Origin of the sequence: Amycolatopsis sp. NPDC004625 (assembly GCF_040609695.1) — a bacterium.
Lineage (GTDB): Bacteria > Actinomycetota > Actinomycetes > Mycobacteriales > Pseudonocardiaceae > Amycolatopsis.
The window spans coordinates 18581-44494 of the sequence record NZ_JBEXKX010000014.1 but is presented as its reverse complement, the minus strand read 5'-3'; the positions used below and the strand labels follow the sequence as shown (position 1 = coordinate 44494).

At 73.7% G+C, this 25914-nt stretch carries 24 protein-coding genes; 13 read left to right on the top strand and 11 right to left on the bottom strand.

Going from position 1 to position 25914, the window contains the following annotated elements:
• The first annotated feature begins 129 nt into the window (after positions 1-129).
• Both ABZW17_RS17980 and ABZW17_RS17975 read left to right on the top strand, forming a co-directional pair.
• Entirely contained in the window at positions 130-780 is a 651-nt protein-coding gene (locus ABZW17_RS17980; RefSeq protein WP_354814660.1) for a LysE family transporter, read from the top strand.
• Between the two features lie 112 nt (positions 781-892).
• Entirely contained in the window at positions 893-1597 is a 705-nt protein-coding gene (locus ABZW17_RS17975; protein ID WP_354814658.1) for a DUF6008 family protein, read from the top strand.
• Here ABZW17_RS17975 and ABZW17_RS17970 read toward each other — a convergent pair.
• The 3 genes from ABZW17_RS17970 to ABZW17_RS17960 all read right to left on the bottom strand — a co-directional run bounded on the left by ABZW17_RS17970 (position 1578) and on the right by ABZW17_RS17960 (position 7240).
• A complete protein-coding gene (locus ABZW17_RS17970) occupies positions 1578-5675 on the bottom strand; it encodes a beta-galactosidase (RefSeq protein ID WP_354814656.1) in 4098 nt (1365 codons plus the stop codon). The two genes, ABZW17_RS17975 and ABZW17_RS17970, sit on opposite strands and share 20 nt — an antisense overlap.
• 157 nt (positions 5676-5832) lie before the next feature.
• Positions 5833-6876, bottom strand: a complete 1044-nt coding sequence (locus ABZW17_RS17965; RefSeq protein WP_354815102.1) for a LacI family DNA-binding transcriptional regulator — start codon at positions 6874-6876, stop codon at positions 5833-5835.
• 112 nt (positions 6877-6988) lie between these two features.
• Positions 6989-7240 (bottom strand): hypothetical protein, encoded by a 252-nt coding sequence (locus ABZW17_RS17960; protein ID WP_354814654.1) that lies wholly within the window; start codon positions 7238-7240, stop codon positions 6989-6991.
• A gap of 124 nt (positions 7241-7364) precedes the next feature.
• On the opposite strand from ABZW17_RS17960, the gene ABZW17_RS17955 reads away from it, so the two are divergent.
• On the top strand, positions 7365-7922 hold the full coding sequence (locus tag ABZW17_RS17955) for an RNA polymerase sigma factor (protein ID WP_354815099.1): 558 nt from the start codon (positions 7365-7367) through the stop codon (positions 7920-7922).
• Positions 7922-9028 carry a CU044_5270 family protein gene (locus tag ABZW17_RS17950; protein ID WP_354814652.1) on the top strand — a complete coding sequence of 369 codons (1107 nt, stop codon included), beginning with the start codon at positions 7922-7924 and terminating at the stop codon, positions 9026-9028. The genes ABZW17_RS17955 and ABZW17_RS17950 overlap by 1 nt, the downstream gene beginning before the upstream one ends.
• A gap of 60 nt (positions 9029-9088) precedes the next feature.
• Here ABZW17_RS17950 and ABZW17_RS17945 read toward each other — a convergent pair whose 3' ends face one another.
• Positions 9089-9745: a helix-turn-helix domain-containing protein gene (locus ABZW17_RS17945; protein ID WP_354814650.1), complete on the bottom strand. Its 657-nt coding sequence runs from the start codon at positions 9743-9745 to the stop codon at positions 9089-9091.
• Between the two features lie 120 nt (positions 9746-9865).
• Here ABZW17_RS17945 and folE point away from each other — a divergent pair, with 120 nt between their 5' ends.
• Both folE and ABZW17_RS17935 read left to right on the top strand, forming a co-directional pair.
• Entirely contained in the window at positions 9866-10453 is a 588-nt protein-coding gene (gene folE / locus ABZW17_RS17940; RefSeq protein ID WP_354815096.1) for a GTP cyclohydrolase I FolE, read from the top strand.
• Positions 10453-11658: an FAD-dependent oxidoreductase gene (locus ABZW17_RS17935; protein ID WP_354814648.1), complete on the top strand. Its 1206-nt coding sequence runs from the start codon at positions 10453-10455 to the stop codon at positions 11656-11658. Before folE ends, ABZW17_RS17935 begins: the two co-directional genes overlap by 1 nt.
• Position 11659: 1 nt before the next feature.
• Here ABZW17_RS17935 and ABZW17_RS17930 read toward each other — a convergent pair whose 3' ends face one another.
• Positions 11660-12352: a helix-turn-helix domain-containing protein gene (locus tag ABZW17_RS17930; protein WP_354814647.1), complete on the bottom strand. Its 693-nt coding sequence runs from the start codon at positions 12350-12352 to the stop codon at positions 11660-11662.
• A 73-nt stretch (positions 12353-12425) separates the two neighbouring features.
• Between ABZW17_RS17930 and ABZW17_RS17925 the strand changes: the two genes are divergently transcribed.
• Entirely contained in the window at positions 12426-12872 is a 447-nt protein-coding gene (locus ABZW17_RS17925; RefSeq protein WP_354814645.1) for a DUF1772 domain-containing protein, read from the top strand.
• Positions 12873-13018: 146 nt separating this feature from the next.
• On the opposite strand, the gene ABZW17_RS17920 is transcribed toward ABZW17_RS17925, so the two are convergent.
• The 4 genes from ABZW17_RS17920 to ABZW17_RS17905 all read right to left on the bottom strand — a co-directional run bounded on the left by ABZW17_RS17920 (position 13019) and on the right by ABZW17_RS17905 (position 16295).
• On the bottom strand, positions 13019-13369 hold the full coding sequence (locus ABZW17_RS17920; protein WP_354814643.1) for a hypothetical protein: 351 nt from the start codon (positions 13367-13369) through the stop codon (positions 13019-13021).
• Positions 13370-13562: 193 nt separating this feature from the next.
• On the bottom strand, positions 13563-14222 hold the full coding sequence (locus ABZW17_RS17915; protein ID WP_354814641.1) for a response regulator transcription factor: 660 nt from the start codon (positions 14220-14222) through the stop codon (positions 13563-13565).
• Entirely contained in the window at positions 14219-15721 is a 1503-nt protein-coding gene (locus ABZW17_RS17910; RefSeq protein ID WP_354815093.1) for a GAF domain-containing protein, read from the bottom strand. The genes ABZW17_RS17915 and ABZW17_RS17910 overlap by 4 nt, the downstream gene beginning before the upstream one ends.
• 166 nt (positions 15722-15887) lie before the next feature.
• Positions 15888-16295, bottom strand: coding sequence for a pyridoxamine 5'-phosphate oxidase family protein (locus tag ABZW17_RS17905; protein ID WP_354814639.1), 408 nt, complete (start codon positions 16293-16295; stop codon positions 15888-15890).
• 243 nt (positions 16296-16538) lie between these two features.
• Here ABZW17_RS17905 and ABZW17_RS17900 point away from each other — a divergent pair, with 243 nt between their 5' ends.
• From ABZW17_RS17900 to ABZW17_RS17875, 6 genes are all read left to right on the top strand, one after another.
• A complete protein-coding gene (locus ABZW17_RS17900) occupies positions 16539-17150 on the top strand; it encodes a sigma-70 family RNA polymerase sigma factor (RefSeq protein ID WP_354814637.1) in 612 nt (203 codons plus the stop codon).
• A gap of 493 nt (positions 17151-17643) precedes the next feature.
• A complete protein-coding gene (locus ABZW17_RS17895; protein ID WP_354814635.1) occupies positions 17644-19074 on the top strand; it encodes a DUF1996 domain-containing protein in 1431 nt (476 codons plus the stop codon).
• Positions 19075-19309: 235 nt separating this feature from the next.
• Complete coding sequence (locus ABZW17_RS17890) at positions 19310-19444, top strand: hypothetical protein (protein WP_255410252.1); 135 nt, start codon at positions 19310-19312, stop codon at positions 19442-19444.
• A 79-nt stretch (positions 19445-19523) separates the two neighbouring features.
• Positions 19524-21701 carry a YcaO-like family protein gene (locus ABZW17_RS17885; RefSeq protein WP_354814632.1) on the top strand — a complete coding sequence of 726 codons (2178 nt, stop codon included), beginning with the start codon at positions 19524-19526 and terminating at the stop codon, positions 21699-21701.
• An 8-nt stretch (positions 21702-21709) separates the two neighbouring features.
• Complete coding sequence (locus ABZW17_RS17880) at positions 21710-22954, top strand: MFS transporter (RefSeq protein ID WP_354814630.1); 1245 nt, start codon at positions 21710-21712, stop codon at positions 22952-22954.
• Positions 22947-23435 carry a GNAT family N-acetyltransferase gene (locus ABZW17_RS17875; protein WP_354814628.1) on the top strand — a complete coding sequence of 163 codons (489 nt, stop codon included), beginning with the start codon at positions 22947-22949 and terminating at the stop codon, positions 23433-23435. Before ABZW17_RS17880 ends, ABZW17_RS17875 begins: the two co-directional genes overlap by 8 nt.
• A gap of 144 nt (positions 23436-23579) precedes the next feature.
• Here ABZW17_RS17875 and ABZW17_RS17870 read toward each other — a convergent pair whose 3' ends face one another.
• Both ABZW17_RS17870 and ABZW17_RS17865 read right to left on the bottom strand, forming a co-directional pair.
• A complete protein-coding gene (locus tag ABZW17_RS17870; RefSeq protein ID WP_354814626.1) occupies positions 23580-24338 on the bottom strand; it encodes a hypothetical protein in 759 nt (252 codons plus the stop codon).
• 136 nt (positions 24339-24474) lie between these two features.
• Positions 24475-25911: a glycoside hydrolase family 3 N-terminal domain-containing protein gene (locus tag ABZW17_RS17865; RefSeq protein ID WP_354814624.1), complete on the bottom strand. Its 1437-nt coding sequence runs from the start codon at positions 25909-25911 to the stop codon at positions 24475-24477.
• Positions 25912-25914 lie beyond the last annotated feature (3 nt).

Sequence of the window (25914 nt, the reverse complement as noted above, 5' to 3'; positions counted from 1 at the left end):
CGGGCCCACCGGCTGGAAAATCCGGTTGCCCGTCCCGCGCGCCGCCCGTCACGATCGGCGCATGACCTCGCACCGCACTCCGCTCCTGCCGACCGCCGCCGCGACCACCGCGCCGGTCCGGCAGCAGCCGTGCCGTCCGCGGAGGCCGCGCACGCCGGCGCCGTGACCGCCGCGCTGCTGGCCGGCCTGGTCGCCGGCTACGGCATCGCCATCCCGGTCGGCGCCGTCGGGACCTACCTCGTCGCCCTCACCGCCCGCACGTCGCTGCGGACCGGCCTGGCCGCCGCGCTCGGCGTCGCCACCGCCGACGGGGTGTACGCGCTGGTCGCGGTGCTCGGCGGGGCCGCGATCGCCGAGGTCGTCACGCCGGTCGCCGGGCCGCTGCGGCTGGTTTCGGCGGCGATTCTGATCGCGCTGGCCGCGCTCGGCGCCCTCCGCGCGGTGCGCTCCCACCGCGAACCCGCCGCCCGGGCCGTGACGCCGCTCGGCCCCGGCCGCGCCTACGTCAGCCTGCTGGGCATCACGCTCGTCAACCCGGCCACGGTCGTGTACTTCGCGGCGCTGGTCGTCGGCGGCCGCGCGGGCACCGCCGTCCCGGCGCTCGAGCAGGGCGTCTTCGTGCTCGCCGCGTTCGCCGCCTCGGCGAGCTGGCAAGCCGCCCTGGCCGGCGGCGGGGCCCTGCTCGGGCGGGTCCTCACCGGGGCGCGGGGCCGGCTGGTGACGGCGCTCGCCTCGAGCACGGTGATCACCGCACTGGCCGTCCGGCTTGTCCTGACCTGAACCCGAAACCGTTGCCGTGTAACGGTTTGTCCGGTTGCCGGGCGCACTCCGGGAGACGTTCGGCGGGGCTCGCCCCGGTTAGCGTCGGGGGAAGCGATTTCGGGAGGCGGCCATGACGATGCCGATGGCGGCGCCGGGCTGGGACACCGCGGGCGCGGTCCTTTTGGTGCTCTGGGCCGTGGCCATGTGGGCGGCGGTGGGTGTGCTGGCCCACGCCAACCGCCGTCCGGTCCGGCTGGGGGTGTACCGCGGCGCGCTGGCGGTGATCGGCCTCGGCGTCCTCGGGCAGCTCGGGCACGTCCAGGAGCACGTCGCCCAGGCCGGGTACTGGCTCGGCCACCCGAACTCCCCGGCCTGGATGACGCCGTGGGGTGCCGGGCTGGCGGCCGGGCTGCAGCAGGTCCTCCCGCACCGGCCCACCTTCGGGATGGAGCTGCTGCACCTCACCGGCAACTTCCTCTTCCTGGCCGGCTTGGCGGGCGTCATGGTGATCACCCGCCGCGCCACCCGCACCCGGACCCGGCGCTGGGCGAAGATGGGCGTCTGGATGCAGGGCCTGCACGGCCTGGAGCACCTGGTCCTGACGCTGTCGATCGGGTTCGGCGCGCCCCGGGCGATCGGGCTGTCCACGTTCTTCGGGCTCGTGGACCCGGGCCCGGGGCTGACCACCTACCGCGTCTGGTGGCACTTCACCGCGAACGTGCTGGGCACGATCATCTTCGGGCTCGCGCTGTACCACCTGTGGCGCGAACGGCGGGAGGTCCGCGCCACCTTCGTGCTCCGGCCGCTGCCCGCGGTCACCGAGCGGGCGGCGTGACGCAGGTCAGCGTCGGCACCGCCCAGTCGGCGTGGTCCTGGCCGTTGCCGTCGCCGCCGTCGCCCACCAGCAGGTCGAGCACCTGGGCCCCGGTGACGTCGACGTCGATCGGCACCGCCGCCTGCCCGCCGCGGACGACCGGGGTCGTCACCTTGGTCGTGCCGTCGACGGCCACGCCGAAGCTCACGCTGCCGCCGCTGCCGGTCTCGCCGTCGACGCCCACCGACGCGGTCAGCCGGGTGCAGGCGCCCGCCAGGTAGAGCTGGACGTCGCTCGCCGCGTGGGCGCCGAGCCCCTTGGCGTAGGCGACCCCGCCGACGGTCATCGGCTTGCCGTCACCCGCGTTCGCCTCGCCGTTGCTCGTGTCGCGTTCGACCGGGCCCCAGCCGTTCGTCGCGGTGAGGAACGGCAGCGAGCTCACCGCCACCTGGCCCGCGGGCGGGGCCGGGGGCACCGCGCCCACGATCCGTTCCCCCGTCACCGAACCCGCGCGGCCCGCCTGCCGGTAGGCCACCGCGACCTTCAGCGCGGCGGTGTCCACAGTGGACGGAGGTGTCACGGTCCAGGAGAACGTCGCCGCCTTGCCGCCGTCGATCCGCGGGACCGAGGGCGGGGTCGCCGCACCGACCGTCCACCCGGCCGGGGCGGTGAGCGCCGGCTTGACGTCGAACGCCGGGGGCGCGCCCGCCGGCACCCGCACGGTCGCCGACGCGGTGAACGCCTGGCCGCCCGAGGCGGTGTCCGGCGCGGTCAGCGTGACCCCGGCCGTGGGCGCCGGCGGCAGCGCGTACCGGGCCGGGTCGTAGCCGGGCGAGGCGTTCGGCCGGACGGTCAGCGGCGAGCGGTAGCTGCCGTAGTCGGTCCAGGCGATCTTCCCGAGGCCGCCGGTGCTGCCGTCGAGGTTCCACACCGCGACGGCGATCGTGTTGTGGCCGTTCGGGTTCAGGACACCGTTCGGGATCGGGAAGCTGTGTTGCGGCCCGAGGTAGTTCACGTACTGGCCGAGCTGCCAGCCGTTGACGAACAGCAGCGCGCGGTACTGCCGCGCCGGGTCGTCGGTGATGGTCAGGCCGAGCGAAGTGTCCTGGCCACGCGGCAGGTCGAGGTCGGCCGTCGTCCGGTACCACGAGACGCCGGGAGTGGTGTCCTTCGCCGGGAGCGACGCCGGTGCCCAGCCGCGGTCCGGGAAGCCGGGCAGCGACCAGCCCGCGCGCTCGCCGTAGAGGCCGCCGGTGTTGAGCGGCCCGCGCACCGGGTCGAGCCCGGTCTCGCCGCCGCGGACGCCCTGCAGCCGCCAGGTCACCGACGTCAGCGGGGTGCCGGTCAGGCGCGCGGCGGTGAGCCCGCGGGCGGCCTTGTTGCCGTTGTTGGCGCCGTAGTCCTCCTCGTGGCCCATGTTGACGGTCAGCACGGAAAGCTCGTTGTCGCCTTGGTGCAGTGACCCGGCCGGGAAGGTGAACGTGTGCTGCGGGCTGGTCGAGCTGCCGAGGAAGACGCCGTTGAGCCACGCCGAGAAGGCGCCGGCCGGGCCGCCGCTCTGGCTCGACAGGGTGATGCCCGTCTGCTTGCCGTCGCCGGTGAAGTGGCCGCGGTACCAGGTGTTGCCGGTGTGGAAGCCGTAGTCGTCGGCGAACAGGACGGGTTTCGTGCCGAGCGCGGTCGAGCTGTTGGTGGTGTCCTTGTCCGCCACCGGCCACGCCGAGTCGTCGAAGCCGGGCTGGCTTTCCGGCGACTCCTGCTGGTGCTTCCAGCCGGTCAGGGCGGGCAGCGGCACGGCCTTCGCGGTCGGGGCGGTCCCGGTGAGGCTGCCGCTGGGCGTCGGCGTCACCGGCACCCACGAACCGTTCCACAGCACGGCCTTTCCGGTGCCGAAGACCTCGAACGCGCCGTCGGTGCCGGTGTCGCCGGTCAGCGACAGCATCCCGTACTGGTCGGCCGCGGTCCGGACCAGGTGGGTGCCGCGGACCAGCACCGGGCCGGCCGCGGTGTCCTGACGCCAGAACGTCGTCGCCGTCGCCTTGTCCGCCAGCAGCAGGAGCAGCGGGCGAGCGCCGGGGGCGGTGACGAGCACGCGGGCCAGGCCGTCGTGGGTGTAGTTCAGCCGAAGGTCGCCGCGGGCGGCGTCCCAGGTGCTGGTCACGGCGCCGGCGAGGACCTGCACGGACGGCTGCTTCGCGAACCGCAGGACGGTCTCCCCCGGCCCGCCCTTGTCGCCGTAGAGCACCGCGACGTCCCGGTTGCCGATGGTCGCGGTCGTCATGATCTCCGACGTCGAGTACTGCATCCGAGTGGCGCCGAGGTCGTAGCCGGCGACGAGGATCTTCGACTGCCGCCCGTTCAGGGTGATGCCGGTGCCGGTCTGCTGGGGCACGACCGGGTAGTAGTCGGCGCTGCCGGACAGCAGGTCGACGGCGTCCACCACGACGAAGTTCCCGGTGGCGGCGGCGTTCTTCTGCCCGGTCACCACGATCTTCAGCGTGTGCGCCCCGGCCGGCAGGCCGCGGACCTCGTACCCGGTGATCTGGTTCTGCTTGCTGCCCGCGTAGAGGTCGACGGTGCTGACCTTGGTGTCGTCGAGGTAGACGTCGGCGAGGCCGTGGTTGCCGTCCTTCGACGTCACCCACCGGATCCCGGTGCCGGTGAAGGGAATGCTGACGCTGTCGCCGGCTACGTCCGAGAACGACTCGGTGTGCTGGTAGTCGCCACCGGTGTAGTTGACCTCGGGGCCGACGTGGCTCCAGGTGCCGGTGTAGGCGACTTCGGCCGCGGGGTCGTCGTAGGTGTAGCCGGCGTGCGCGGCGAGGTCGAGCGCGACGCTCGTGGTGTTCGTGGCGGTGGACGTCGAGTCGCCGTGGCGCAGGGTGTGGAACTGCGTGCGGGTGTCGGGGTTGATCCGCGCGGTGTCGGTGAGCGCGGGATCGGTCAGCGGCGCCCCGGCCAGCCCGTCGGTCTTGGTCAGCGGGGCGACGGACTGGGTGAAGTAGCCGATCAGCTTGTCCTCGGCGTACTTCGGGTCGAACTGGCGGCCTTCGGTGATCGCGGCGCCGTAGTCGTAGGAGGTGTAGTTCTGCGGGATCGCGCTCCAGCCCCAGGACGTGCCGCCGTGCAGCATGTAGAAGCTCTGGCCGGTGGCGCCGACGGCGATGTTCTGCTTGTAGAAGACGTTCGCGAACTGGTCGTTGATCAGCTGCGCGCACTTCTCGTAGCCCGGGCCGCCCCACGGGTCGAAGGCGCCGCCCTGGAACTCGGCGGTGATCAGCGGCTTGCCGGGGACGTGGTCGTAGCTGATGTCCGGCACGCCGTTCCAGCGCGTGGGGTTCGAGCAGTCGAAGCCCTGCGGGTAGGAGTCGGCGGCGTCGACGTCGAGCGCGGCGGTACCGGCGTTGAAGGTGCCGTTGTTGTTGCCGACCAGCGGGACGGTGATGCCGTCGGCGCGGGCCTTGTCCTCCAGGTGCTGCATGTAGGTGCGGCCGTCGGCGTTGCCGTTGTAGTACTCGTTCTCGACCTGGTAGGCGAGCACGCTGCCGGTGCCGTTGGTGAGCTGGTGCCGGGCGATGATCCGGTCGATCTGCGTCTGCCACTCGTCGGAATACTTGAGGTACACCGGATCGGCGCTGCGGGTGTGGCCGGGGGTGGTGGACAGCCAGGTCGGGAACCCGCCGCCGTCGACTTCGGCGTTGATGTACGGGCCGGGCCGCGCGATGACGTAGAGCCCGGCCTGCTGCGCCATGTCGAGCAGCCGGTCGAGGTCCCGGACGCCGGAGAAGTCGTAGCCGCCCTGCCGCGGTGAGTGGTAGCCCCAGTCGAAGTACAGCGACGTCGAGTTGAAGCCGGCGGCCTTCATCTTCTGGAAGATGTCGAGCCACAGGTCGGGGCTCGGCAGCCGGTAGGAGTGGAACTCGCCGGACCACAGGTAGGTCCGCTTCCCGTCGACGAGGAACGAGTAGCCGTCGTAGGTGACGCGGTGGGCGGCCGGCGGCGCGGGCGCGGCCACCGCCGCCTGCGGGACGACGACCCCGGCGACGGCGAACAGGAACGAGAGCAGGACGGCGAACAGCGGGCGGGAGCGGCGGCGCATCCGAGGCCTCCTGAAGCGGCGGGGACCACAATCGAACACGAACCTTTGCCGATCACACAGAAGCGGTCAAGATACAACACCACAATGGATCAGTGCCGACGTGGTGTTAGCGCTAACATTCAGCGCGAGCCGGACATCTGACACACAAAAGCCGGGGTCAGCGGGGGCGGGTGCTGTCCCGGACGACGAGTTCGGCCGGCACCAGGTGGCGGGCGCCGGCGTCCCCGCCCGCCATCCGCTCCTCCAGCAGCCCGAACGTCCGGCGGCCGACCTCGATGAAGTCCTGTCGGACCGTCGTCAGCGGCGGGGTGAAGTACGCCGCCTCCGGGACGTCGTCGAAGCCGGCGACGTGGACGTCCTCCGGCACCCGGATGCCGGCCTCGGTGAACGCCCGCAGCAGGCCGAGGGCCATCTGGTCGTTGGCCGAAAACACCGCCTTGAGCCCGCGCTTGCCCACCAGCGCCCGGCCCGCCTCGTACCCCGACCGCGGGCTCCAGTCGCCGCGCACCACCGCGGGGACCCGCAGGCCGCGCGCCTCCAGGGTGTCGCGCCAGCCGCGTTCGCGGTCGCGGGCCTCCAGCCAGTCCTCCGGCCCGGCCAGGTGCCAGACCGTCCGGTGGCCCAGGGACAGCAGGTGCTCGGTGGCGCGGCGGGCGCCGTCGTACTGGTCGACCGAGATCACCGGCACCGGCGCCGCGTCGCCGCCGCCGACCGCGACCAGGGGGATGTCCGCGGGCGCCGCGTCGAGCGCGCGGCCGGCCGTGACGTGCGGGGCGATCACGACGATCCCCTCCACCGCCTGGCGCCGCAGGCTTTCCACCGCGTCGCCGATCGACGTCCGGCCCGGCCGCGTCACGCTGCAGATCGCGACGCCGTACCCGGCCTCGCGGGCCGCGTTCTCGATGCCGTAGAGGGTGCTCGCCGGGCCGTACAGGTTGGACTCGAGCGCGACCACGCCGAGGGTGCCGGACCGCCCGGTCACCAGCGCCCGCGCGGCGGTGTTGGGCCGGTACCCGAGCTTCTGCACCGCGGCGAGCACCCGCTCGCGCGTTTCCGGGCGCACCGGCCCGCTTTCGTTGACCACGCGCGAGACCGTCATGTGCGAAACACCGGCCATCCCGGCGACGTCGGCCAGGCTCGGCTGGCGGGGCCCCGGCAAGGGCGCCCTCGTCTGCTCCCCCGGCTTCGCCCGGTCCACCACCCTGGCCCCCTCCACGTCGTACCGTCTCACCCCCGAGACGGTACCGCCGAACCGGCGAGTTCCGGACGTCCCGCGCCGGGCCGGGCCCGCCCGGGCGAACCGGAGGGCCGGGCTAGCAGCCTTTCGCGGTCGCCGAAGGGTGTCCAGGGCACGACGTCCGCGGGCCGAGCCGTCCGCGCAGCGGCTCGGCGGGCCGGTCCGGCGGCGCCGCGGTCGCCGTCGTCGCCACGCTCGTGATCAGCGGCGGTCCGGGCGGCGGCGAGCCCGGCGGGGCCGGTGGGCGCACCGCCGCGGCCACGCCGAGCACCGCCACCACCGCGCCGGCACACGTCCCGGCGACCAGCATCGCGGTTCCCCTGCGCATACCGGCTCTTGTCCGCACCCCGCCGCGGTGTTCGCGCGGAGCCGCCGGATGTGGCGTGCGTCTCATCCGGGCGGGCGGCCGGGGACGCGGGCGGCGGGCCGCGACAACCAGTAGCGTGACCAGAATCGTCGAACGGCTGGACCGGCCCGACTTCGCCGCACGAGACCCGAAAGAGGTCTTCGCGCGGCTCTTCGACGAGTACGCCCCTCCCCTGCGCGGCTACCTCGCGGGCCGGGTGGGCGTGCACGTCGCCGACGACCTCGTGGCGGAGACGTTCGTCGTCGCCCTGCGAAGACGGGCGAGCTACGACCCGGAACGCGCGCCGATCCGCGGCTGGCTCTACGGGATCGCCACCAACCTCCTGCGCAACCACGTGCGCCAGGAGGTCCGCGGGTTCCAGCTGACCGCCCGGGCCGGGGCGGCGGACCGCCCGGCCGAAAACCACGACGCCGCGGTCGCCGGCCGGGTCGACGCGGCGGCGCGCCTGCGCGTGCTCGCCGCCGCCCTCGCCGGACTGTCCGAACAGGACCGGGACGTCCTGCTGCTCACGTCCTGGGCCGGTCTAGAACCGGCCGAAGTCGCCGAGGCGCTCGGCGTGCCCGCGAGCACGGTGCGCTCGCGCCTGCACCGCGTGCGCCACCGGCTCCAGGCCCTGCTCGTCCCCACCGAGGAGAACCACTGATGAACGAGCTCGACGAGACCCTCGGGCTGCTCCACCGCGACGCCCGCACCGCCCCCGCGGACCTGACCGCGGCCCGCGCGAAGCTGCTGGCCGAGCTCGACGCCGTGCCGCCCGCCACGACGCGCCGGCGCCGGTTCGTCCTGCCCGTGGCCGCGGCCGCGGCCGGCGTGGTCGCGGTGACTACGGTCGTCGTACTGCAGCGCCCGTCGGATCCGGGGCCGGCCGCCGCGCCGCCGGTGCCGGCCGCGACGCCGTCGCCGGTCCCGACGACGGCGGTCCCGGACGTCCGGTTGATGTCGGCGGTCCAGGTGCTGACCCGGGCGGCGGACCTGACGGTCGGCGCGGCCGAGCAGCCCGTGGGGCCCGGCCGGTTCCGGTACGTCGGGGAGCACACGTGGGTGCAGCGCGGCGTCCACACCGGCGACGGCACGACGGGGTACACCTACCTGTGGGAGCAGCAGGTGGACCGCTGGATCCCGGCCGACGAGCACGACGTCTGGCAGGAGACGCGCAAGATCCTGCACACCGGCGAGTTCCTCGGCGGATCGGTGCCGCAGGCGCAGGCCCCCGAGCCGCCGGTCGACGACACCGACCAGGGCCAGTGGCAGGGCCGCTGCGGCGACTTCTTCCCGCAGGCCCAGCCCCCGAAGAAGTGCGGCGACGCGACCGACTTCGACAGCCCGGCGTTCTACGCGGCCCTGCCCCACGACCCGGCGGCGCTGTACGCGAAGCTGAAGAACCTGACGAAGGGCCGCGGTTCGACGCCGTCGGTGATGTTCCACTTCGGCATCGAGGTCCTCCGCGCGGGCCAGATGCCGGCGCAGCTGCGGGCCCAGTGGTACCGGGCGCTGGCGAAGATCCCGGGCATCACGGTCCTGGCGGCGCAGGCGAACCTCGACGGCCGCACCGGCGTGGCCCTCGGCCTGGACGACAGCCACGAGATCCGCCAGCTGATCATCGACCCGGTGACGGGCGCGTTCCTCGGCGAGCGCACGATCGCGGGCCCCCAGCCGGACGAGCCGTGGATCAAGCCGGGCACGGAACTCGGCGCCAGCGCGATCACGACGGCGGTCGCCGACCGGCTCGGCGAAGTGCCACCGAAGTAGCAGCCCGCCCGAGCGCCCCGTGCTGCCTGGGGGCGCTCGGGATCCGGCAAGCGTCCGGGCTCAGTCCCGCGTCAGGCGTACGCAGCAGAAACCCGGGTGCGGATCCAGCCGCGCCCGCAGGCCGCGCTCCCCCGTCCCGTTGAGCATGCCCTCCACCAGGCCCAGGTTCATCTCGCACACCAGGCGCGTGTGCGTCTCCGCCAGCCGGTGGAAGGGGCAGTTGCCGAGCAGCACCTCCGCGCCTTCCACGCGCGGCTCGAACCCGTTGTCCTCCAACGTTCCGACGATGTCCGGCGCACCGCCCGCCAGCTCCGCCCCGCGCTCGCGGGCGCGGCGGCCCAGGATCTCGCGGGCCGGGGCGCCCGTTTCGTCGGCCTCCTCGACCGCCGCCGCGAGGAGACTGCCCGCCAGCTCGTAGTGGCGCTCCGGCAGGGACACGCTCACCTGGCGGTCCGAGCGGCGGTACAGCTTCGCCGGGCGGCCCGCCCCCGGTCCGCTGCGGCCCGTGCGGCGCTCGTGGCCGACGGCCAGCAGCCGCTCCTCCACCAGGCGGTCGAGGTGGAACGCGACCGTCGCGCGCGGCACGCCCAGCGCGGCCGCCACGTCGTCGCGGCTCACCGGTTCCGGGCGGCGGACGACGTATTCGTACAGCCGGCGCCGGGTCGGCTCGTCCAGCGCCGCCACCGCGGCCAGCGCGCCCGCCTGGGTTTCGTACATCTCCGCATTCTAAAACACATAACTGTTGACGAAAACCCTGAGGAGCTTCTAGCGTCGATCCGACTTGATTTTAGAAGGAGGCACCCCGTGACCGTCGATCCCGTCAGCGCCCCGGTCCCGCTGCGGCACCTCGGTGTCGTCCACAACCGCGACCCCTTCGACCTGCGCGCGGCGGAGCGCGCGGTCGCCGACCTGCTGCGCGCCCTGGGCAAGGACCCGTCGTCGGAGCACCTCGGCGACACGCCGCGCCGGGTGGCCCACGCCTACGCGGAAATGCTGCAGCCGCGCGACTTCCAGCTGACGACGTTCCCCAACGACGAGGGCTACGACGAGCTCGTGCTGGCGAAGAGCATCCCGGTGCAGTCGCTGTGCGAGCACCACCTGCTGCCCTTCCGCGGCGTCGCGCACGTCGGCTACCTGCCCGGCGAACGGATCCTCGGGCTGTCGAAGCTCGCCCGCGTCGTCGAGATGTTCGCGCGCGACCTGCAGGTGCAGGAGCGGCTGACCAAGCAGGTCGCGGACTGGCTGCAGGAGCACCTGGACCCGAAGGGCGTCGGCGTGGTCATCGAGGCCGAGCACCTGTGCATGTCGCTGCGCGGCGTGCGGGCGAGCGGCGCGCTGACCGTCACGTCGTCGCTGCACGGCCTGCTGCGGGAGGAACCGAAGACGCGGCAGGAGTTCTTCGCGCTCACCGGGGTGAGCGCCTGATGGACACCTTCGTCGTCGCGGGCGCCGGCCTGACCGGCGCGAAGGCCGTCGAAACCCTGCGCGCCGAAGGGTTCGCCGACCGCATCGTGCTCGTCGGCGCCGAGCCGGACCTGCCGTACGAGCGCCCGCCGCTGTCGAAGGGCTACCTGCTCGGCCGGGACGACCGGCCGTCGGTGTTCGTGCACGACGAGAAGTGGTACGCCGAGCAGGGCATCGAGGTGCTGACCGGCCGGCGCGTCACGGCGCTGGACCGGGCCGCGCACGAGGTGGAGCTGGCCGGCGGCGAACGGATCGGGTACACGAAGCTGCTGCTCGCGACCGGGGCGTCGCCGCGGCGGCTGCGCGTGCCGGGCACCGAGCTCGACGGCGTCCACTACCTGCGCCGGCTCGCGCACGCCGACCGGCTGCGCGAGGCCTTGGCCGCGGGTGGCCGGGTCGTCGTCGCCGGCGCGGGCTGGATCGGCCTGGAGACCGCCGCGGCCGCCCGCCACCACGGGTGCGCCGTGACGATCGTCGAGCCGGCCGCGAGCCCGTTGCACGCCACGCTCGGGCCGGAGGTGGGCGGGCGTTTCGCCGACCTGCACCGCCGGCACGGCGTCGACCTGCGGCTCGGCACCGGCGTGACGGGCTTCGCCGGCGAGTCCGCGGTTTCGGCGGTGCTGACCGACGACGGGGAGATCCCGGCCGACGTGGTCGTGGTCGGCGTCGGCGCCCGGCCCGAGACGCAGCTGGCCGCCGACGCGGGCCTGGCCGTCGACGACGGCGTGCTGGTGGACGCGGGCCTGCGCACCGAAGACCCGGACGTGTTCGCGGCCGGCGACGTCGCGAGCGTGTGGCAGGAGCGCTACGGACGACGTGTCCGCGTGGAGCACTGGGCCGCGGCGACGAACGGCGGCCCCGCGGCGGCGCTGGCGATGCTCGGCCGCGAAGTGGTCCACGACGACCTGCCGTACTTCTTTTCGGACCAGTACGACGCCGGCATGGAGTTCACCGGCTGGTTCCCGCCCGGCGGCTACGACCGCGTGGTGGTTCGCGGGGACGCCGAGGCCTACCACGCGTTCTGGCTGACGGGTGACCGCGTGGTCGCGGGCCTGCACGTGAATAAGTGGGACGAGGGCCTCGACGCGGTGCGCGAGCTGATCCTCAGCGGCCGGACCGTGGACCCGGACCGGCTGGCCGACCCGGCCCGGTCGCTCACGGACTGACTCACCCGACCGGGGCGAACCCCGCCAGGCCGGTCTCGACGAGCCGGGCCGCGCTGTGCACGTCCGCGGTGACGGCGGCACGGATCTCCTCGGGCGTGCGGACGCCGTCGAGGCTCCGGCGCAGCGCGGAGGACTGGACGCGGCAGAGCCCGAGCAGCGCGGTCGCGGTGATCTGGCACCGCGGATCGTCGGCGGTGCAGCCGGTCCGGGCGGCCAGCGCCTCGGCCGCCGCGCCTTCCAGCTGCTCGGCCATCTCCCGGTGGTGCGCCCGCAGCGCGGGGGTCGACCGGACCAGCGCGGTGAACGCCTGGACCCGGCCGCTCGCCTCGGCGAGGTCGGGCTGGGCGGCCAGCCAGGACAGGAGGGCGTCGAGCTCGCGCGCCAGGACGTCCAGCACGGCTTCGACCGGGGAGCGGCCGGCGCGGGCCAGGCCGGTGCGCAGCGCGGCCATCGTGGCCTCGGGCCGGTCGAGGACCAGGGCTTCCTTGCTGGGGAAGTGGTTGAAGACGGTCTTCTCCGACACCTCGCAGGCCGCGGCGATCTCGGCGACGCGGACCGCGTCGAAGCCGCGCTCCAGGAACAGGGCGGTGGCGGTGTCGGTCAGCCGCCGGCGCAGCAGCCGCTTCTTGCGCTCCCGCAGTCCTTCCGCGCCGGCCGCGCCGGGCGTCCCCCAGTCCACCGTGGGCATGGTCATGCACTCACTGTACTTCTTCAGTGACTGAATATTGTCCTTGCCTCGATAAGTTCAGTGACAGTAATCTTTCAGTGTGAGTAATTTCCTGCAGTACGCGGGCCTGTTCCTGCTCGGCGTGTTGGCCGGCGAGGAGCTGATCGTCCGGTACGGACTCCACCCGGCGCTGTCCCGGCTGGACGAGCACGCCCACCTGCTGGCCCGCCAGGCGCTGGTGCGCCGCCTGCGCGTGGTGGTCCCGATCGTGATGCTCCCGGCGGCCGCGCTCGCGGCGGCGGTCCTCGTGGTGGTCGACGGTCCCGGCCTCGCCCTGCGGTGGGCGGCCGTGGTCACGATGGCGGCGTTCCTGCTGTTGTCGTTCCTCGGCACGGTACCGATCAACATCAAGGTCGACGGCTGGCGAGCGGACGCCCCACCCCCGGGCTGGCAGGAAGTGGTGCGCCACTGGGCAAGGATCGACGTCCTCCGCTCGACGGCGGCGACCGCCGCGTTCCTCTTCGCGATCCTCGCCCAGGCAAGCTGATCCGCGCGCCCGCGATCCTCGCGCAGGCAAGCTGATCCGCGCGCCCGCGATCGCCGCGATCCCGGGCCGCGAGCCCCGCCTACGCGAGCTGGTCCTCGCGTTGGCGGCGCACGCCGGCCCCGGGTCGCAACCCTCTCCCCGTCGGACTAGTTCTCCCGACGATGCCGCCCGCGCCGTGCGCCCGCGATCGCCCGCACCCGCGTCTCCAGGTCCCCCCGGCGGGACCGGCGTGCGTACTCCAGCAGCGCCTCCGCCTGGGCCTCCGGCAGCCACCCCTGGTCCGCGCCCGCCTCCAGCCGGAGCAGGTGCGTCACCAGCTCGCGGGACTCCTCGTCGTTGCCCGCCGCCAGCTCGGCGAACCGGCCGGCCGCCTCCACCTCGCCGTCGCACCACGCCGTCATCGCCAGCAGGGTTGCCGTGGCGGTCAGGATGTCGCCGCGGTGGACGCCTCCCTCCGCGGCCAGGTGCTCCGCCAGCTGGAAGCTGCGTGTGCCCACCCCACCGGCCCCTTCCCGGCGCACCGCTTGCGCGAGTGCCCGGATCTGCTGCGTGACATAGTCCCCGCCCGACAACCCCGACATGCCGTCCCCTCTGCCGCGCACGCCAACTCGTGCGTCACCCGACAGGTGTACTCCATCGGTGGCTGGATACGTCGGACGCCCCACCGGTTTCGTCCGATCGGGCGGGGATTCAGCCCGATCGTCCCGGCTCGGCCCGGCGCTGGGACATGTACACCGCCGCGGACGTCCGGCGTTCGACGCCGAGCTTGTGCAGGACCGACGAAACGTAGTTCTTCACCGTCTTCTCGGCCAGGAACAGCCGCTCGGCGATCTGGCGGTTGGTCAGGCCCTCCGCCACCAGGTCCAGCACCCGCCGCTCCTGCGGGCTCAGCTGCTCGTACCGCGGGTCGGGCGCCGAGACGTTCTCGCCGCGCAGCTTGTTCATCACCGACGCCGTCAGCGTGGCGTCCAGCAGCGAACCGCCGCCGGCCACCGTGCGGACGGCCTCGACCAGGGACCGGCCGGAAACCTGTTTCAGCATGTAGCCCGCCGCGCCGGCCATGATCGCGCCGAACAGGGCGTCGTCGTCCGAATAGGACGTCAGCATCAGGCAGGCCGGCGGCGGGTCCACTGTGGACCGGATCTCCCGGCACACCGCCACCCCTTCGCCGTCCGGCAGCCGGACGTCGAGGACGGCCACGTCCGGGCGCGCCTGCGGGATCCGCACCAGCGCTTCGGCCGCCGTGCCGGCCTCCCCCACCACCTCGATGTCGGCCTCGGGCTCGAAGACGGTCTTCAGCCCGGTCCGGACCAGCTCGTGGTCGTCCAGCAGGAACACCGCGATCGTCATCGTCCACCTCCCTGCTCGCCGGTCGTCGCCGGCAGGTCCGCCGTCCACTCCAGCCGCGACCCGCCGTCCTCGGCGGCCGCCAGGACGCAGTGCCCGCCCCACCGGGCCGCCCGCGCGGCCAGGTTCGCCAGGCCGCTGATCCGGCCGGCCTCCGGCGGCGGGCCGGCGCCGTCGTCGCGCACCACCAGGGTCAGCCGGCGCCCGAACCGGTCCACGGTCACCTCCACCGACGACGACTTCGCCCCGGCGTGCCTCGCGACGTTCGTCAGCGCCTCGCGCAGCGACGCGATCAGGTCCGAGCGGACCGCGTCCGGCACCGCGGCGTCCAGCGGCCCGTCGAAGCCGACGCGCGGCTCGAAGCCGAGCGCGTCGCGCGCGTCCACCGCCACCCGCAGCAGCTCCGCGCGGAGGCTGCCCTGCGCCTGCGCGGGCGCCTGCAGCGAAAAGATGCTGTTGCGGATCTCGCGGATCGTGCCGTCGAGGTCGTGGGCGAACCCGGCGACCCGTCCGGCGACCCCCGGGTCGGCGATCAGCCTGCTGACCCCCTCCAGCCCGAGCCCGGTCGCGAACAGCCGCTGGATCACCAGGTCGTGCAGGTCGCGGGCGATCCGGTCGCGGTCGGAGAACACCGCCAGCTGCTGGCGCGCGTCCTGCGCCCGGGAGAACTCGACGGCCAGCGCGGCGTGCCCGGCGAACGTCTCGGCCAGCTGGACGTCGGAGTCGGTGAACGGCGACCGGTCGCGGAACTTCGCCACCACCAGCACGCCGAGGGTTTCCTCGCCGACGATCAGCGGTACCGAGATCGCCGAGTCCAGGTCCTTGATCATCGCCGGCATCGGCCCGGCGTGGTCGCGCTGCTGCTCCTGGACACGCTCGCCGTAGTCGCGCACCACGACCGGCCGCCGGGTGGCGAACGCCATCCCGGTGGCGGTGCCTTCGGTCGGCACGGTCAGCCCGGTGAGCCGGTCGGCGTCCTCGCCCGGCGGCTCGACGACGTCGAACACGAGCCGGCCCGGTCCGTCGGGCCGCGCGATCGCGCCCGCGGTGCCGCCGGCGACGACGCGGGCGCGTTCGGCGACCAGCCGGAGCGTGGCCCGCAGGTCCTGCGCCGCGAGCAGCGCGCGGGTGACGTCGTAGGACGCCTCGAGCCAGCGTTCGCGGCGGCGCATCTGGTCGACGAGCAGGGCCTTCTCGACGGCCATCCCGGTGGCCGCGGTGAGCGCGCCGAGCACTTCGCGCTCGCGGCGGCCGAACTCCCGGCCGTCGCCGGGTTCGATCGTGAGGGTGCCGAACGTCTGCGTGCCCGCGCGGACCGGCAGCTCCAGCGCATCCTCGCCGAGCGGGCCCCGGCCGTGCTCGGCGACGCCGTGCTCGGCCACGTCGAGCCGGCCGCGCCGGGCGCCGAGGAGTTCGCAGGTCGTGGTGACCGCGCGAGCCAGCAACGCCGGCAGCTCCAGCTCGCGGGCGATGCCGCCCACCGCCGCGAGGATCGCCGGCATGCTGATTTCGTCCGCCACGTCCCGTCGACTCCGCTGGCTCCGCCCGAATCCCGGGCCTGCCCCGGGCCGTCAAGGGTCCCACAGGTCACTGCCCGTGTCGGCCCAATCAGGTTCGTCCATCCGGTGGGTCGATGGCGGGACCCGTCCCGTTACGGCCGCCGGGAAGTTACTCTGCGTGACACCCGATCCGGTGACCACTGATCGACTCGGCGGGGACGCGCAGCAGCCGGTGGCCGGCCCGGACCGGGCCCGGGCACGCGCAGGCGATGTCACCGACGTCGGCCGAGCCGGACTCGGCGGCCCGGCCCAGCAGGCTGACGTACCAGCCCGCGCCGGTGTCGGCCGCGAACTCGTCGACCTCGAAGGCGACGACGGCGTCGCGCGCACCCGCGTACAGCGGGCTGCCGGCCGGGACGGCGAAGACGACGGCGTCGCCGACCACGGTGAAGCGCACCGGGCGGACCGCCGGCATCGCCCGATGGGTGAAGATCACCCGGCCGAGGCTCGCCGTCCGCAGCAAGGCGAGGCACTGCTGCCGGTCGAGCAGCAGTCCGAAGCCCACGTCGTCCACCATCGCGTCCCTGTGTTTCTCCTGTGAAAAATCCCCGGCCACCAGCGTGATCGGTACGCCCCGCGGTCCGGTAGGGCCGTTCGGCCCGGCCGCCCGCGACCGCGGCCGGGCAGCACACCGCGGCGCCGGGGACCAGGGCCGGAAGACCCGGATCAAGACGGTCGCCCGACCGGTGTGCCGACCACGCGGAGTCACCTAGCGTCGTGACCGTCCGTTGCCGGAAGTGCAGAGAAGGGGGTGAGGCCGGTGGCGCCGTACTCCGCCGAGGGAGGTCGCACGCCCACGGTGACACCCATCCTCGACCCGGAGCTCGTCCGGGCGGCGGTGCAGGGCAACCGCGCCGCGGTGGCCGGGCTGCTCCGCGCGCTGCGGCCGACGGTGTTCCGCTACTGCCTGGGCCGGCTCCGCGCCTGGCAGGACGGCTCGTCCGACGCCGAGGACTGCGCACAGGACGTGCTGCTCGCGATCGTCCGCGCGCTGCCCGGGTACACCCACGACATCGACGGCTTCCTGCCGTTCGTCTTCGGGATCGCCGCGCACAAGGTGTCGGACTTCCACCGGCGCCGGGCCCGCGACCGCACCAGCCCGGTCGCCGAGCCGCCCACGCAGCGCACCGGCGGCGCGGACCCGACGAGCGAGGAGGCCGAGCGGTCGGCGGCGCTCGACTGGTCGGCCGGGCTGCTCGACACGCTCCCGCCGCGCCAGCGCGAAATCCTCGTCCTGCGGATCATCCTCGGCATGACGGCCGAGGAGACGGCCGCGGCGGTCGGGCTCGGCAGCGCCGGCGCGGTCCGCGTCGCCCAGCACCGCGCCCTGACCACGCTGCGGCGGCTGCTGGCGGGAAAAGAAGCGTCCTGACCCGGAGGCCGGGTTCCGACGCAGTGTGAATGGCCGCCATTCCCGCATTTCCCGGCCCATTCCGCGACCGGCCGCACCGCGGGCATTCCGCAGGCCTCACTGCGGGATACGGCTGCCGGTTCACTTCGGTTCAAACTTTTTTCCACGGCCCGGTCGAATCTGGCGAATCCCCAGGTCAGCAACGGGTCCGGTCACGGATGCGAGACCCCGGCCTGACGGTTCGTGACGACGGAAAAGAACTTCTTGCCCGGTGTCAAATGCCCGTGTAGGTTGCATAACGGAACGATAACCAGCCGGTTGACGGCGCGGCCACGGGCAGGTGCTGCCGCGCGACCACTGATGTCGGGTCAGTGGACCAGCCGGTGCCGTTCCTGCCGACGCACCACATTGCCAGCCCTTCGCGCACGAACCCCGCCTGGCCCCGGCGAGCCCGCGCTCGCTCCCGGTCAGTGTCGTGCGCGCACCCGCCAGCCCGACATCCGGAGGATTTCCCATGTCCCGCACCCAAGGACGGCACCGGCTGTCCCGCCGCACGAAGATCGCGACCGGGGGGCTCGCCCTCGCGATCGCGGTCGGCGGCATCGTCGTCGCGACGACCACCGGCAACACCGGTGAAGCCAGTGCCGACGAAGCGAACCCCGCCTTCTTCGTCGACATCCTGAAGGTGAAGCCGAACCAGTTCGATCCGCGCCCGGTCACCGGCGCCTCGACCGGCACGTTCACCGTCGACTGCGGCCGCAACGAAAACCAGCACTTCAACCCGGACAACTTCATCGCCCAGCCCGGGGTCCGCAACGGTGCCCAGCACCTGCACGACTACGTCGGCAACCTCTCGACCAACGCCGACTCGAACAACAAGAGCCTCCTCAAGGCCGGCACCACCTGCCGCAACGGCGACAAGTCCGCCTACTTCTGGCCCGTCGTGCGCATCGACACCGGCGAGGAGGAGAAGAACGAGCCCGCCAAGGTGCCCGACGGCGACCGGGCGCAGGCCGACCGCGAGAGCAAGACCCCGCAGGTCGCCTGCCCGGACGTCGCCAGCAAGCTCGACGACATCCCCGACCAGGCCATGGCCGAGGTCGACAGCAACCTCGACCAGCTCGACAGCCAGGCCGACGAGGCCAACCAGCGCATCGCCGCGACGCAGGGCCAGGGCGGCCCGGACTTCGTGCGCAACGCGATCCTGAACCCGCTCAAGGACCGCCGGGCCGCGATCATCGACCGGATCGCCACCGCGATCGGCCGGTTCAAGCCGAAGCCGGGCGATCTCGGCGGCCTCGCCCCGTGCGCGACGAAGCCGGGCAAGGACACCGGAACGCCGACGCCGCCCCCGAGCACGACGGCCGGCGGCGCGCTGCCGGGGCAGGACCAGAACAACGAGCTGCCCGGCAACGACGGCAAGATCCTGCGGCCGCAGCGGGTGCAGATCACCTTCCGCGGCAGCCCGGTCGGCAAGGTGGTGGCGATGCCGCGCTTCCTGCGCGTGCTCTACGGCGACGCGAAGGTCTCGACCAACGGGCCGGCCAACGCCAAGGCGAGCTGGACGTGCACCGGCTTCGAAAACCGCGTCACCGACAAGTACCCGATCTGCCCGCAGGGCAGCAAGGTCAAGCGCATCCACACGTTCCCGAGCTGCTGGGACGGCAAGAACACCGACAGCGCCAACCACCGCACGCACATCGTGTTCCCGGACCAGTTCGGCCGGTGCGCCAAGGGGTTCAAGGCCGTGCCGCAGCTGCAGATCTCGCTGACCTACGACATCCCGCACGACATCCAGGTCAAGAAGCAGTACAAAGTGGACGCTTTCCCGCAGGAGAAGCACAACCCGGGTTCCGACCACGACGACTTCGCCAACGTGATGTCGCAGCGGATCATGAACGGGCTGGTCAACTGCGTGAACCGCGGGCGGGCCTGCCGGGCCTGACCTCCCCCGCGCATCCTTCGAGCGCCCCGTCACCCCTCGCGGGTGGCGGGGCGCTCGTGCGTGCCTCACGCGGACGCCCGTGGGTTTCGCACATGCCGGTCCGTGCACAACGCCGGAGACCGGGTGTGCGGATCGCACTCCAGAAGACGTCGCGGTGCACCCCCGGACCACAAACTTGTTCACGTCACCCCGTCCCGGAATCCACACCGGAGACCCGACCCACCAGGAGGAAACCTTGATCTCGTCCTTCGAGCGCCCCACCGCCGCCGTCGTCCACAACCGCGCCGTGGTGCACAACCGCGCCGTCGTCCACAACCGCGCGGTGGTCCACAACCGGGCCGTCGTCCACAACCGCGCGTCGGCGAAGTAGCCCGCCCGCTCCTCCCGCCTCCGTGCCGCGGCCCCGCCCCGGGGCCGCGGCACGCCCGTATCCGACAAGGGGGTCCGCCATGCTGTCCGACGACGTCCGCCTGGAACTGACCGGCATCGAGGTGCACGACCTCGAACCGGCGTTGTGCCTGCTCGTCACCCCGAACGGCGGCCAGTACCGGATCACCGCGCCGACCGGGGAGTTCCGCGCGTGGCTCGCGCGCTGCGACGGCACCCGCACCCGCGCGCAGCTGCTGTCCGGAATGGACCCCGCCTACGCGGAGGTGCTCGACGTCCTCGCCGGCGACGGCAGCCTCCGCCCCGTCGCGGACCTCGCCGGTGCCCGCGACCCCGCCACCACCACCGTCCTCATCGCCGGCACGCCCGAGTTCACCGTGCCCCTCGCGCGGATCCTCGCGCCGGCGGGCTACGCGCGGGTCGAAACGCTCTCGGACTTCGACGGTCCCTTCCCCGTCGACCCGGCCGACACCGTCGTCGTCGCCGCGTTCACCCACCCGGCGTATTCCGAACTCACCGCCCTCGACGCCTACTGCGCGGACCGCGGGCTGCGGCTGCTGCCCCTGCGCTGCGAACGCGGCCAGGGCGTCGCCGGTCCCGCCATCACCCCCGGCGGCCCCGGCCCCGACTTCGCCGACGTCCTCGCCCGGCGCCGGGCCGCGGCCCTCGACCCGCGCGTGCTCGACGCCTTCGCCACCGCCGGCCCGCCACCCGGGCGCCGGTTCCGGCCGGCCGACGCCCAGTGGATGCTGACCGTGCTCGCCGTCCAGCTCGAACGCTGGCTCGCCGGCGAACCCGCCGAGACGACCACCGGAGAGCTGGAACTCGACCCCGTCCGGCTGTCCGTGCTCCCCCGGCCGGTGCTGCCGCTGCCGGACCGCCCGCGGCCGGTCGAGGCGCGCGGGGTGCGGCCGGAGCTGCTCGTCGACGACCGGACCGGGATCGTGACGGCGGTCCACGAACTGCCGCCCGCCCAGGGCATGCCCGCCCGGCTGAAGGTGTGCGCGGTCGACGTCGCGGACATGCGCCGGGTCGTCGACTGGCCCAACGACCGCCAGGCGTTCGGCACGTCCTGGCACGACTTCGACGTCGCCCGCGATTCCGCGATCGGCGAGGCCGTCGAACGCTACTGCGGCAGCTGGCTGCCCCCGGAACGCGAACTGCGGCGCGCGAGCTACCGTCAGCTGTGCCGCGACGGCGTGCCCGCGCTCGACCCGCGCCGCCTGAACCTGTACTCGCCGCGGCAGCACGCCACCCCCGGGTTCCCGTTCCGGCCCTTGACGCCCGACACGGAATGCCTGTGGCTGGAAGCGTTTTCCCACACCACCGAGGAAGAACTGTGGGTACCCGCCTGCCTCGTCTCTTCGGAGGCCGACGGCGGCCGCTTCACCGATCCCCTGATCGCCGGGCTGGCCAGCGGCACCAGCGAAGAACACGCTGTCACGTCCGGTTTGGAGGAAGTGCTCGAACGCGACGCCACCATGATCTGGTGGGCCAACACCCCGCGCCTGCGCCGGCTGGCGATCCCGGCCGAGCTGCAGGCGCTGATCGCCGACACCACCGGCACCTACGACGTCACGTTGATCCCGCTGGACAACGAGTTCGGCGTCCCGATCGTCGCCGCGGCCGTGCTCGACCGCACCCGGCGCTGGCTGTCGATCGGGTTCGCCACGCGTCCCGACGCGTTCGAAGCGGCCAAGAAGGCGCTGGCCGAAGGGTTCACGCTGCACCACACCTGCCTCGCCCTCGACGACGAGCGCGAGCTCGCCGGGATGCAGGCGGACCTGCCGCACCTGGGCAACCTGAAGCCCTACCGCGCCGACCGGCGCTACCTCGACTCCTACCGCGAAGACTTCGGCGACGTCGTGGACCTGCTGTGCCAGCAGCAGGTCTACCTCGACCCCCGAGCCGCGACGCGGGTGGCGCCGTGGGTGCGCGACCTGCCGGTGCGGTCGTGGGAAGGGCTGCCCGCCCTGGGCGAGCGACGGCTGAAGGCGTACCAGGAACGCGTGGAGGAACGCGGGTTCGAGGTGATCAGCGTCGACCTGACCACCCGGGACGTCGCCGCCGCCGGGTTCCGCGCCGCGCACACGATCGTGCCGGGCCTGGTGTCCAACTTCCCCGCCGGGCTCCCCTACTGGGGTGCCGGCCGGATCCGGCGCGCCGCCGTCGACCTCGGCTGGCGCTCGGCGCCGCTGCCCGAGGAGCGGCTGAACACCTTCCCGCTCCCGCACGCGTGAGGACGGCGATGACGGTCACCGAACTGCTCGGCCTGCCGCGCACCCGCGGCCGGCGGCCGCTGGTCGCCGCGCAGGCCGTCGACGCGCTCGGCACGGGCCTGTTCCTCCCGTTCGCCGTCGTGTACTTCCACGCGGCCAAGGGCCTCCCGCTGACCGCAGCCGGCGGGGCGCTCTCGGCCGCCGCGCTGCTGGCGCTGCCCGCGGGCCCGCTCGCCGGACCGCTGGTCGACCGGCTCGGCGCCCGCCGGGTCGTCGTCATCGCGAACCTGCTGCGGGTGCTGACCTTCGCCGGCTACGTCGTCGCGGGATCCCTGTGGCAGCTGGTCGTCCTGGCCGCCTTGACGTTCTGGGGCGAGGGGCTGTTCTGGCCCGCGTCGAGCGCGCTGGTGGCGCAGGTGGCCGACGACGGCCAGCGCGCCCGCTGGTACGCGATGGACCGCGCGCTGCGCAACGTCGGCATCGGCGCCGGCGGGCTGGCCGGCGGCGTGCTCGTCGCCTGGGGCGGCGTGGGCGGCTACACCGCGATCGTGCTGGCGAACGCGGCGACGTTCCTGGTCGCGGCCGCGCTGGTCGCCTCCTGGCGGGGAGCGGCGGCCGCCCCGGCGCCGTCGGCGCGGGAGCCGGCCGCGCCCGCGGGCTACCGGGCCGTGCTCGCCGACCGGGCCTTCCGGCGCGTGCTGGTGACCGTGTTCGTGTTCGCCCTGTGCGACCTGGCGTTCACCGTGCTGCTGTCGGCGTACGTGATCGACACCCTCGGCCTGCCGTCGTGGCAGCCGGGCCTGCTGTTCGCGCTCAACACCGTGCTGGTGGTGGCCGGGCAGACGGTGGTGGCGAGCCGGCTCGAAGGCCGCGCTCAACCGCGGGTGCTGCAGGTCGCGGCCGCGGTGTGGGCGCTGTCGTTCCTGCTGTTCGCGGTGGTGCCCACGGCCGTGCCCGGCGCGGCGATCGCCGTGCTCACGGTGGCGACCGCGGTGTTCACCGCCGCCGAACTGCTGCAGGCGCCGACCAGCAGCGCGCTGACGGTGGCGCTGGCCCCGCCCCACCTGCGGGGCCGGTACTTCGGGCTCGAGGAACTGCTCTGGGGCGCCGCCCGCGTCATCGCGCCGGTGACGTTCACGGCGTTGCTGGCGGGCAGTGCGCTGCTACCGTGGCTCGTGCTCGCCGGGTGCTGCGGGCTCGCGTTCGCCGTCCTGGCCGGGCTGAAGCCGGTGACGGCGGCGGTGGCCGAGGCGAAGGAGCCGGCGGGTGCGTGACCGGTGGGACGAGCTGGCGGCCGCGTACCTCTCGGTCTACCGCGAGCCGCCCTACGGCGAGAACGAGGCCGACGCGGCCCGCTTCCGCGAAACCGTGGTGCAGCACTCGAGCCTGCCGGGGTTCGCCCTGGCGACGGTCCGCGACGGCGAGGCGCTCGGCGGGTTCGCCTACGGGGTAGGCCGCGAAGCCGGCTGGTGGCACCCGGCTGCCGCGACGCCGGTTCCGCCGGGGCTCGCCGGGAGACCGCTGTTCTACGTCTACGAACTGGCTGTGCTGCCGGCCCTGCGGGGGCGCGGGCACGGCGGCGGGTTGCTGCGCGACCTGCTGGCCGGGCGGCCCGAGCCGTTCGCGGTCCTCGCGGCCGCGCCCGCGGCGCCGGCGTACGCGATGTACCTGCGCTGGGGCTGGGAGCCGATCGGCGCGCTCACGGCGGGCCCGGCGCTGCTCGCCCAGCCACTGCCCGTCCGGGTCCACGGCTGAAACGCGAACGGGCCCCTGCCCGGGAAACGGGCAGGGGCCGGTTCGTCGAGGGGCCACTCTTGCGCCCATCGGGTGGTGCTCGGGGCGGGTCGTCCGCCCCGGCCGGGGATGGTGGCCGGGGCAGCTCCCCGCCGGCTCAGCGGGTCAGTGGTTCACCTTGAACCACGGCTGCGACCAGCCGAGGTAGGTCTGGCCCCACTTGCTCTTGATCTGCGCGATCGTCGTCTCGGTGTAGCTGCCGTAGCCGTTGATGTCGTTCGACAGGAACTTGCCGCCGCCGATCGAGATCATCGTGTGGCCCGCGCCGCTGCTCTTGAAGAACGCGAGGCCGCCGGCCGGGACCTGGTAGTCACCCGGGTGCTTGAACGAGGCCGGGATCTGGGTCCAGTGGACGTAGGCGGTGTCCGAGCCCGAGGCGGACCAGCCGTAGTTCTGCGCGTTGATCCGGTCGCACCAGCCCTCGTAGGAGTCGAGGTCGTTGGTGTGGATGCGGGACTTCGCCTTGGTGACCGCCTCGGCGCAGGTGTTCGGGTCGCCGGTGCCCGCGGTCGAGCAGGTCAGCGTCGAGCCCGCGCAGTCCGGGGCGACGCGGCCGTCGGAGCCGGTGTAGACGTAGGCGTCGCTGACGTAGCCGTTGCCCACCTTGTCCCAGATGTCCGACGTGCCGTACTTGCCGTCGACCGTCGAGCCGTTCGTCTGGCAGCTGATGGTCACGGCGGTGCCGTCGGCGAGGGAGCCGACCGAGGCACCGCCGGTGCTCGGGGTGGCCCGCACGGTCAGCGCGGCACCCGAGTCGGTGTGCACCGTGCCCGACGCCGCGAGCGCCGGGCCCGCCCCGGCGACCACGATCGCCGCGGCGATGCCAGCCACCCCGGCCATCCGCTTCACGATCCCCATGTTCATTGTCCGTCCTCCAGTTTTCCGGTGTGGGGACAGCATGGGGACCGCCGGTACAAGGTCCGTACAAACCGCGGCGGCGGTTCTGGAGGTGCGGCAAAGCGGACGAAACCCCGCCTGCGCCACGGGGTTTCGTCCGCTTTCAGGCCAGATGTTCCGCGGCGGCGCGCAAGCTGACCCAGGAACCGCTGAACGTGTCGATCCGCGGGCCCTCGCCCGCCGGGCCCGGCACGCCGGTTTCCACCCGGATGAACTCCACAGTGGACAACGCGGCGAGCAGCTCCCGCACCCGCGGGTGGCGGTGCGCCTCCCGCGTGACCACGACGACGCTGGGGAACTCCCGCGCCGCCGCCAGCACCGCGGCGGCGTCCTCGGGCGTCGCGGTCATCGCCCGCGTGCCCGGCACCAGCTCGGCCAGGTGCGGGCCGAGGCCCCACGGCATCGGGCCGGCGGCGATGGTCGGCTCGGTCTGGACGTCGACCACCAGCGGCGGCCCGGCCAGCCGTGGCTCGCCGGTGACCCGCAACGCCTTGCGGGCCGCCTCCAGGCCCAGCCGCCGGTCCACCGGGCCGGCCTTCGCCGGCGCCGGGTCGGTGCCCAGCGCCGCCGTCCGCGCGGCCGCCTCTTCCAGGCGGTCCAGGGGCAGCTGCCCCGCTTCGACGGCGGCCACGATCGCCGACACGCACGCGTCCAGGTGCTCGGCCTCGAACGCCGCGCCGCCGAGGCACAGCGCGTCCGCGCCCGCGGCCAGCGCCCGGACCGCGGACCGGCCGAGGCCGTCGTGCTTGCCGTACGCGCCGGACACCGCGCCCATCTCCAGGGCGTCGGTGATCACCGCCCCGGTGAAGCCGAGCTCGCCGCGCAGGACGTCGGTGAGCGCGACCCGGTTGAGCGTCGCCGGCTCGTCGCCCCAGGCCCGCACGACCAGGTGGCCCGTCATCACCGAGCGCACCCCGGCCCGGATCGCCGCGGCGAACGGGACCAGCTCGATCTCCCGCAGCTCCTCGACGGTCCGCGGCAGCACCGGCAGCTCGACGTGCGAGTCCTCGGTCGCGGCGCCGTGGCCCGGGAAGTGCTTGGCGCAGGCCGCGACGCCGTACTTCTGCAGGCCGGTGACGTACGCGGCGACGTGCGGCGACGCCTTCGCCGGGTCGGACCCGAACGCCCGGACGCCGATGATCGGGTCCTCGGCCGCCAGGGTCAGGTCCGCGCAGGGTGCGAGGTTGACCGTGACGCCGCAGGCCGCCAGCCGTTCGCCGAGCGCGGCCGCGACGGCCGTGGTCAGTTCGGGGTCGTCGGCCGCGCCGAGGGCGAGCGGCCCCGGCACGAACGAGCCCGTGTTGACGTCGAGGCGGGTGACGTCGCCGCCTTCCTCGTCGATCCCGACCACCACGCCGTCCCGCTCGCCGCGCACCTGCGCGGTGAGCGCGGCGACCTGCTCGTCGTCGACGACGTTGCGGCCGAACAGCACCACCCCGCCGAGGCCGCCGGCGATCCGCCGGCGCAGCCAGTCCGGCGCGGTGGTCCCGGCGAACCCGGGCAGGAGGACGGCTTCGGCGAGCTTCTCGGGAGAACTCAACAG

Bases quoted from the DNA above. Each gene is read 5' to 3' on its own strand.
- ABZW17_RS17975 (WP_354814658.1), top strand. From the start codon at position 893: ATGACGATGCCGATGGCGGCGCCGGGCTGGGACACCGCGGGCGCGGTC.
- ABZW17_RS17970 (WP_354814656.1), bottom strand. From the start codon at position 5,675: ATGCGCCGCCGCTCCCGCCCGCTGTTCGCCGTCCTGCTCTCGTTCCTG.
- ABZW17_RS17960 (WP_354814654.1), bottom strand. From the start codon at position 7,240: ATGCGCAGGGGAACCGCGATGCTGGTCGCCGGGACGTGTGCCGGCGCG.
- ABZW17_RS17950 (WP_354814652.1), top strand. From the start codon at position 7,922: ATGAACGAGCTCGACGAGACCCTCGGGCTGCTCCACCGCGACGCCCGC.
- ABZW17_RS17945 (WP_354814650.1), bottom strand. From the start codon at position 9,745: ATGTACGAAACCCAGGCGGGCGCGCTGGCCGCGGTGGCGGCGCTGGAC.
- ABZW17_RS17935 (WP_354814648.1), top strand. From the start codon at position 10,453: ATGGACACCTTCGTCGTCGCGGGCGCCGGCCTGACCGGCGCGAAGGCC.
- ABZW17_RS17930 (WP_354814647.1), bottom strand. From the start codon at position 12,352: ATGACCATGCCCACGGTGGACTGGGGGACGCCCGGCGCGGCCGGCGCG.
- ABZW17_RS17915 (WP_354814641.1), bottom strand. From the start codon at position 14,222: ATGACGATCGCGGTGTTCCTGCTGGACGACCACGAGCTGGTCCGGACC.
- ABZW17_RS17910 (WP_354815093.1), bottom strand. From the start codon at position 15,721: ATGCCGGCGATCCTCGCGGCGGTGGGCGGCATCGCCCGCGAGCTGGAG.
- ABZW17_RS17905 (WP_354814639.1), bottom strand. From the start codon at position 16,295: ATGGTGGACGACGTGGGCTTCGGACTGCTGCTCGACCGGCAGCAGTGC.
- ABZW17_RS17895 (WP_354814635.1), top strand. From the start codon at position 17,644: ATGTCCCGCACCCAAGGACGGCACCGGCTGTCCCGCCGCACGAAGATC.
- ABZW17_RS17885 (WP_354814632.1), top strand. From the start codon at position 19,524: ATGCTGTCCGACGACGTCCGCCTGGAACTGACCGGCATCGAGGTGCAC.
- ABZW17_RS17880 (WP_354814630.1), top strand. From the start codon at position 21,710: ATGACGGTCACCGAACTGCTCGGCCTGCCGCGCACCCGCGGCCGGCGG.
- ABZW17_RS17870 (WP_354814626.1), bottom strand. From the start codon at position 24,338: ATGAACATGGGGATCGTGAAGCGGATGGCCGGGGTGGCTGGCATCGCC.